The organism is Virgisporangium ochraceum (assembly GCF_016863655.1).
Classification (GTDB): Bacteria; Actinomycetota; Actinomycetes; order Mycobacteriales; family Micromonosporaceae; genus Virgisporangium; species Virgisporangium ochraceum.
In genome coordinates, this window is the sequence record NZ_BOPH01000175.1 from 1 (window position 1) to 2248 (window position 2248).

General features: G+C 76.7%; 1 protein-coding gene. It reads right to left on the reverse strand.

Features of this window, described 5'->3' with window-relative positions; translation table 11 throughout:
• A partial coding sequence (locus Voc01_RS52530; protein WP_203935324.1) for an SDR family NAD(P)-dependent oxidoreductase occupies positions 1-2248 on the reverse strand: 2248 nt, incomplete at both ends.

The following is a 2248-nucleotide window of genomic DNA, read 5'->3' on the forward strand; positions in this document are numbered from 1 at the left end:
CGGCGAGATGCCGAACAGGCCGGGGTCGAACCGCGCGGCGTCGTAGAGGAAGCCGCCCTGCAGCGCGTAACCGCCCTCGGGCAGGTCCCAGCCGCGGTCGTCGGGGAACCCGCCGATGGCGTCGTTGCCCTCGGACACCAGCCGCCACAGGTCCTCCGGGCCGCGGACGTCACCCGGGTAGCGGCAGGCCATCGCGACGATCGCCACCGGCTCGTCGGACGCCCCCGCCGCGACGGGCGCGGTGGTGACGACCGCGGTGCCGAGGACCTCGTCGCGCAGGTGGGCGGCGAGGGCGGCGGCGGTCGGGTAGTCGAAGACCACCGTCGCGGGCAGCCGCATCCCGGTGGCCTCCGCGAGCCGCTTGCGCAGCTCGACGGCCGACAGCGAGTCGAAGCCCAGGTCCTGGAAGGCCCGGTCGACGCCGATCTCGGTCGCCGAGCCGTAGCCGAGCACCGCCGCCGCCTGCGTGCGGACGGTCTCCAGCAGCGACCGGTACGCCTCCTCGGGCGAGCCGAACCGCGGCGTCCGCGCCACGGCCTCCGCGGCCGGCCCGGTCAGCGCGTCGCGCACCTGGGGGAGGTCTTCGATCAGCGGGCTCGGGCGGTGCAGCGCGAACGCCGGCGCGAACCGGTCCCAGTCGACGTCGGCGACCACGACGCAGCCGTCGCCGGACCCGACCGCGCGGGCGAACGCCGGCACCGTCAGCGTCGACGGCATCGCCCGCAGCCCGCTGCGGGACAACGCCGTGCGCACGGTCTCGTCGGTGGCCATGCCGCTGTCGGCCCACGGCCCCCACGCGATCGCCGTCCCCGCCAGGCCCCGGGCCCGCCGGGCCTCCACGAGGGCGTCGAGGTACGCGTTGCCGGCGGCGTAGGCGCCCTGCGCGGTGCTGCCCCACACGCCCGAGATCGACGAGAACACCACGAACGCGTCCAGCGCGCCGGTCAGCTCGTCCAGATGCCGCGCGCCCTCCACCTTCGCCGACGTCACCGCGGCCAGTTCCTCCACGGACAGGTCCGCCAGCGGTGTGTCCACCGCGACCCCGGCCGAGTGAACCACCGCGGTCAGGTCCGGCACCGACGCGAGCAGAGCCGCGACGGCGTCGCGGTCGGCGATGTCACACGCCACCACCTCGGCGTTCAGCTCAGCAGCGAGGTCGGCCGCACCGGGCGCCTCCAGCCCACGCCGCGACACCAGCACCAACCGCTCCGCACCGTTGGCCGCCAGCCACCGCGCCACCTCGGCACCCAGCCCACCGGTACCACCGGTCACCAGCACCGTCCCGCGCGGTCGCCAGGTCGCGGCCCGGTCGGCGTGCGGGGCCGGTGCCAACCGGCGGGCGAACACGCCGGTGTCCCGGATCGCCACCTGGTCCTCGCCGGTGGCTCCGGACAGCACCGCCGCGAGCCGGCCGGTGGCCCGGGTGTCGAGCACCGGCGGCAGGTCGACCAGCCCGCCCCAGCGCCGCGGGTACTCCAGCGCGACGGTGCGGCCGAGGCCCCACACCTGCGCCGAGGCCGGGTCGGTGGGCGGGTCGGAGCGGCCGGTCGACACCGCGCCGCGGGTCACGCTCCACAGTGGAGCGTCGACACCGTCGAGCGCCTGTACGAGGGCGAGCGTTCCGGCGACGTCCAGCAGCGACACGACGGCCTCGAAGCCGCCGGCGGACAGGTCGTCGCCGGGTGCGGCGCTCACGACGCGGGCGCCGCGCGCGCTGAGCGCGTCGGCCACCCCGGCACCGAAGGCGCTGTCGGTGCCGTCTCCGGGTTCGGCGACCAGCAGCCAGGTGCCGGTGAGCGTGCCGGCCGGCAGCGGACCGAGCGGCTTCCACCCGACGCGGTACCGCCACCCGTCGAGCGTCGCGTCGTCGCGGCGGCCCCGCCGCCACGTGGACAGCGCCGGAAGCACGGTGCGCAGCGTGTCGCCGTCGAGGTCGAGGGCGCCGGTCAGGGTGTCGAGGTCCTCCCGCTCGACGGCGGCCCAGAAGTCGGAGTCGGCCCCGTCGGCCCGGTCGCCGCCGGCGCCGGTGGCTGCCTGGGGTGCCGGTCCGAACGTGGGCCAGTAGCGCTCGTGCTGGAACGCGTAGGTGGGCAGGTCGACGCGGCGGCCACCGGCGAGCACCGTCGGCCAGTCGATCGCGACCCCGCGCACGTGGAGGGTGGCGAGGGCCGTGGTGACGGTTGTCGCGTCGTCGCGGCCGGCCCGCAGCGTGGGGACGAACGCGCCGTCCTCGACACAGTGCTGTCCC